We start from the raw sequence: 4,572 nt of genomic DNA, 5'->3' as shown, positions 1-4,572 counted from the left end.
CCTTGAGCGACTTCGCCGCAGCACGCAGGTGGCGCTCGAACGCGCCGTCGGCCATCAGGTGCGCGAGCGCGGCCTGCTCGATCGCCGGGCAGCCGCGGTCGGTCAGCCATTTCGCGCCGATGAAGGCATCGCGCAGGCCCGGCGGCAGCACGATGTAGCCGAGGCGCAGCGAAGGAAAAAGCACTTTGGAAAAAGTACCAAAGTATAAAACGCGGCCATCGCGGTCGAGCGACTTCAACGCGGCGAGCGGACGCGCGTCGTAGCGGAACTCGCCGTCGTAGTCGTCCTCGATGATCCAGCAGCCGCTCGATGCCGCCCACGCAAGCAGCTCCATGCGCCGCGCCAGGCTCATGACCGCGCCACTCGGGAACTGGTGCGAAGGCGTGACGAGGGCGAGCTTGGGCCGGCCCTGCGTCGGCAGTTCGGCGCTGACGATGCCGTTCTCGTCGACGCGGCAGCCGACGATCTCGGCACCGCTGGCCTGCATGATCTGACGCTCGCCCTGGTAGTGCGGATCCTCGAGCACGACGCTGTCGCCTTCGTCGAGCAGCAGTTCGGCGGCGAGCGTGAACGCCTGCTGCGCACCGCTGACGACGAGCACGTCCTCGGGCGCGGCGAGGATGCCGCGGCGGCGTGCAAGGTAGTCGCAGATCTGTTCGCGCAGCGCGAACAGACCTTGTGGATCGGGATAATCGGCCTGCACATGCGCGGCCGCGTGCGCCAGTTCGCGCCGCCACGCGCTGGCAAGCTGCGGATTGGTCATCGGCATGCCGTACTGCAGGTTGTAGCGCAGGCCGATGTGCTCGCGACCCGGAATGCGCTGGTCCCACAATTCGCGGATGCGCTCGCCGCGGCGCGACAGCGGTGCGCGTGCGGCGCCGGTGCGCGTCGTCGCCTTGGCCGGCTGCGCGGCGGGTAGCGCGTCGATCGCAGCGACGTAGCAGCCCGAGCCGACACGGCCTTCGATGAAACCCTCGGCCGCCAGTTGCTCGTAGGCAGCCAGCACCGTGTTTCGCGACAGGTCGAGATCGCGCGCGAGCACGCGCGTCGCGGGCAGGCGCGAGTGCGCGGCGACGCGACCGCCGAGGATCGCCTGCTTCAATCCGCGCGTGAGCTGGGCATAGCGCGGGCCTTGTCCATCCAGTTCGAGGTACATGATTGGCCCCATTATCCTCCGATATTGCGGTTCTGGATAGGGCCATTATACAAACCTAATCTGCGTGGCAGGGAAACGCTCGAACCCACCCGGAGGCCTTCCGTGCAAGCCCGTCTCAATCATCGCCAAGCCTCGCCCGAAGCCATGAAGACCCTCGCCGACATGCGCGAGTATCTTGCCGGCTGTGGCCTGGAACCCCGCCTGCGCCTGCTGATCGAGATTCGCGTCTCGCAGATCAACGGCTGCGCTTATTGCGTCGACGCGCATATCCGCGAAGCGCGCACTGCCGGCGAGTCGCAGCAACGCCTGGATTGCCTGTGCGTGTGGCGCGAAGTCAGTTTTTTCGACGCGCGCGAACGCGCTGCGCTTGCCTGGGCCGAGTCGCTGACCCTGCTGCCGCAGTCGCAGGCACCGGACGACGTGTACGCCCAGGTGCGCGAGCATTTCGACGACAAGGCCCTCGTCGACCTGACCCTCGCGATCGCCGGCATGAATGCCTGGAACCGCTTCGGCGTCGGCTTCCGTTTGCAGCCGCCGCGGCGCGGCTGACCGGAACGGATCGCCGCATGTACAGCGCAGCCTTCCTCTTCGAACCCGGCGAATACGACGCGCGTTTCCACGAGCTCAACGCGCGCATCGATGCCGCTGCGAAAGCGACCAAGGGTTATCTCGGCCGCGAATCCTGGCGCTCGCCCGACGGCAGGACGGCGAACGCGACCTATTACTGGGAATCGCTGGACGCCCTGAAACAATTTTCCAGTCATCCGGATCACCTCGCCGCCAAGCGCGAATACGCGAAGTGGTATCACGGTTACCACATCGTCATCGCGCAAGTGCTGCGCTCGTACGGCGACGGCAGACTGGCGCATATCACGCCGAACGAACGCGACGACCGGAGCAACTGAGATGGAAAGCTCAACCTTGCAGGCATTGATCTCGTTCCCCGATCGACTCGAGGAGTTCTATGCCGCCGTGCCCGCGGATCACGCCGGCTGGGCGCCGGAATCCTGGAATGGCATACCGAGCGAATCGTTTACGGCGATCGGGCAGATCTGCCACGTGCGTGACATTGAGATCGACGGCTACCACCGGCGCCTGCAGCGCACGCTGGCCGAGCATGAACCATTTCTTGCCAACATCGACGGCTATCGCCTCGAACGCGAGCGCGACTACGCGCATGCGGATGCGGGTGAGGTCCTCGCCAGCTTTCGCGCCGCGCGCATGCAAACCGTGGAGCTGATTCGCGGACTCGATGCGACCGAACTCGACCGCCACGCGGTATTCGAAGACTACGGCGCGATCACGCTGCGCGGCCTCGTCCACCTGCTCTGCAGCCACGACCAGCAGCATCTCGCCGGCCTGCAATGGCTGCTCGGCATGATCGAAGCCAGGCGCGCGAACGGAGAAACGTCATGAGCTACCAGGTTCGCCAAGCCAGCATCCATGATCTCGACATGGTCGCGCCGCTGTTCGACGCCTACCGCCGCTTCTACGCGCAGCCGGGCGACCTCGACCGTGCGCGCGGATTCCTGCGCGAGCGTTTTGCCCATCACGAATCGGTGATCCTGCTCGCATCCGATGCCGACGGCTCGGCGCTCGGTTTCACCCAGCTCTACCCCGTATTCAGTTCAGTGCGCTGCGTACGCGCCTACCTGCTCAACGACCTGTTCGTCGCGCCGGCGGCGCGCAAGCACGGCGTCGGTGCGCAATTGCTGACGGCGGCAGCCACATTCGCGCGCGCGAACGGCGCCGCATCGATGTCGCTGAGCACCGCGACCGACAACGCGGCTGCACAGCATCTCTACGAAGCGCTCGGCTGGAAGCGCGAAACCGGATTCCTCGAATACCATTTGCCGCTGTGACGGAGCCGCGCATGCCACACCCGACCGGAAAACGCCTGATCGAAGTGCGCGCGTACAAACTCAAGGCCGGCACTGGCGCCGAGTTCAATCGCTTGATAACCACCATCGCGCTGCCGATGCTGCGTGCGGTGGACATGGACGTCGTCGCCTGCGGCGCGTCGGCGCACGAGGCCGACACCTATTACCTGATCCGCGCCTACGCCGATCTCGCCGATCTCAACGCGCAGCAGGATGCGTTCTACGGCTCCGACGCGTGGCGCCTCGGCCCGCGCGAGGCCGTGCTCGCCTGCATCGACCATTTCCTCAACACGGTGCTGTGGCTGTCACCCGAGGGCGTCGAGGACCTGCGCCGCTCGAATCCCATGGACATTTGAAGCAGGAAGAAACCCGATGATCTGGCCCCCTTCGATCACGCTGCAGGGCGAGCACGTCGCCGTCGTGCCGCTCGGCGTCGAACATCACGATGCGCTAGTCGACGTCGTCCGCGACGGCGAGTTGTGGAAGCTCTGGTACACGAAGGTGCCGTCTCCAGAAGGCATGCAGGCGGACATCGAACGCCGCCTCGGCCTGCGCGAACGCGGCAGCATGCAGCCCTTCGTCATCGTCGACAAGGCGAAGAACAAGGTCGTCGGTGCGACCAGCTACATGAACATCGACGCCGACAACCGCCGCGTCGAGATCGGCAGCACCTGGTACGCGCAGAGCGCACAACGCACCGGCATCAACACCGAGTGCAAATACCTGATGCTGAGCCGCGCCTTCGAGCAACTCGATTGCATCGCGGTTGAATTCCGCACGCATCATCTCAACCGCCAGAGCCGCACTGCGATCGAACGCCTCGGCGCCAAGCTCGACGGCATCCTGCGCAGCCACTGGCGTCTGCCGAACGGCGCGCTGCGCGACACCTGCGTCTACAGCATCACGGCTGCGGAATGGCCGACGGTGAGGGCGCATCTGGAGTGGCAGATGACGAAGCCGCGGGCGTAATGCGGCTCGCGCTGATTCGCGCGAGAATGCACTCCTCCACTGCGCGACAGGTGCCTCATGACTCGTGATGCCGGCCTGGAAGAACTGATCGACGGCGAACTCGAAGGTGTTCACGGGCTGTCGAACAAGGCGATGTTCGGCGGCTGGGCGTGGCTGCTCAACGGCAATCTGCTCTTCGGCGCGCGCGATGCCGGCTTGCTCGTTCGCCTCGGCAAGGATCGCGACGATTGGGCGCTGCGCGTGCCGGGCATCGAACGCGCCGTCATGCGCGGACGCGCAATGCACGGCTGGGTGCGCGTATCGCCGGAAACCTGCGGCGACGACGCATTGCGCGGACGGCTGGTCCGCGCAGCGCTCGCCTTCGTCGGCTCGCTACCGCCGAAACGGTAGCGAGCATTTCGTCGCGCCTACTTGATCTCGACCACTGCCAGGCCTTGCGGCGGCAGCGTGATCGTCAGCGTACCGTCCTTGATCGCAACCGATTCGGGTGCGGGCAGTTCGGCAGCCTTGCGCAGGTCCTTCTGCTGCACGGTGGTGGGGTAACGCGGCGAGCCCATCTTCTCGTAG

The 4,572-nt window shown here is 65.7% G+C and carries 8 protein-coding genes; 7 read left to right on the top strand and 1 reads right to left on the bottom strand.

Annotated features, from left to right (window positions below):
- The coding region (locus VF497_RS17290; RefSeq protein WP_330891070.1) for a PLP-dependent aminotransferase family protein at positions 1-1,156 on the bottom strand (1,156 nt) is incomplete at its 3' end.
- Between the two features lie 102 nt (positions 1,157-1,258).
- Between VF497_RS17290 and VF497_RS17285 the strand changes: the two genes are divergently transcribed.
- From VF497_RS17285 to VF497_RS17255, 7 genes are read left to right on the top strand one after another with little or no spacing between them, the layout of a single operon-like run.
- The gene (locus VF497_RS17285; protein ID WP_330891068.1) at positions 1,259-1,705 is read left to right on the top strand and encodes a carboxymuconolactone decarboxylase family protein; all 447 of its coding nucleotides are present in this window, start codon (positions 1,259-1,261) and stop codon (positions 1,703-1,705) included.
- 17 nt (positions 1,706-1,722) lie between these two features.
- Positions 1,723-2,061, top strand: a complete 339-nt coding sequence (locus tag VF497_RS17280) for an antibiotic biosynthesis monooxygenase family protein (protein WP_330891066.1) — start codon at positions 1,723-1,725, stop codon at positions 2,059-2,061.
- Between the two features lies 1 nt (position 2,062).
- The gene (locus VF497_RS17275) at positions 2,063-2,572 is read left to right on the top strand and encodes a DinB family protein (protein WP_330891064.1); all 510 of its coding nucleotides are present in this window, start codon (positions 2,063-2,065) and stop codon (positions 2,570-2,572) included.
- Complete coding sequence (locus VF497_RS17270; RefSeq protein ID WP_330891062.1) at positions 2,569-3,018, top strand: GNAT family N-acetyltransferase; 450 nt, start codon at positions 2,569-2,571, stop codon at positions 3,016-3,018. Before VF497_RS17275 ends, VF497_RS17270 begins: the two co-directional genes overlap by 4 nt.
- Before the next feature lie 11 nt (positions 3,019-3,029).
- Positions 3,030-3,392, top strand: coding sequence for an NIPSNAP family protein (locus tag VF497_RS17265; protein ID WP_330891060.1), 363 nt, complete (start codon positions 3,030-3,032; stop codon positions 3,390-3,392).
- A 16-nt stretch (positions 3,393-3,408) separates the two neighbouring features.
- The gene (locus tag VF497_RS17260; RefSeq protein WP_330891058.1) at positions 3,409-4,005 is read left to right on the top strand and encodes a GNAT family protein; all 597 of its coding nucleotides are present in this window, start codon (positions 3,409-3,411) and stop codon (positions 4,003-4,005) included.
- Between the two features lie 57 nt (positions 4,006-4,062).
- Entirely contained in the window at positions 4,063-4,395 is a 333-nt protein-coding gene (locus VF497_RS17255) for a TfoX/Sxy family protein (protein WP_330891056.1), read from the top strand.
- Positions 4,396-4,572 lie beyond the last annotated feature (177 nt).

It is taken from the genome of Rudaea sp. (assembly GCF_036383415.1).
In the GTDB taxonomy this organism is placed as follows: Bacteria; Pseudomonadota; Gammaproteobacteria; order Xanthomonadales; family Rhodanobacteraceae; genus Rudaea.
The sequence above is the reverse complement of the archived record's forward strand: the minus strand, read 5'-3'. Positions and strand labels throughout refer to the sequence as shown.

Excerpts from the sequence above, each read along its gene's own strand:
- VF497_RS17280 (WP_330891066.1), top strand. The coding sequence starts at position 1,723 with ATGTACAGCGCAGCCTTCCTCTTCGAACCCGGCGAATACGACGCGCGT.
- VF497_RS17275 (WP_330891064.1), top strand. The coding sequence starts at position 2,063 with ATGGAAAGCTCAACCTTGCAGGCATTGATCTCGTTCCCCGATCGACTC.
- VF497_RS17270 (WP_330891062.1), top strand. The coding sequence starts at position 2,569 with ATGAGCTACCAGGTTCGCCAAGCCAGCATCCATGATCTCGACATGGTC.
- VF497_RS17265 (WP_330891060.1), top strand. The coding sequence starts at position 3,030 with ATGCCACACCCGACCGGAAAACGCCTGATCGAAGTGCGCGCGTACAAA.
- VF497_RS17260 (WP_330891058.1), top strand. The coding sequence starts at position 3,409 with ATGATCTGGCCCCCTTCGATCACGCTGCAGGGCGAGCACGTCGCCGTC.
- VF497_RS17255 (WP_330891056.1), top strand. The coding sequence starts at position 4,063 with ATGACTCGTGATGCCGGCCTGGAAGAACTGATCGACGGCGAACTCGAA.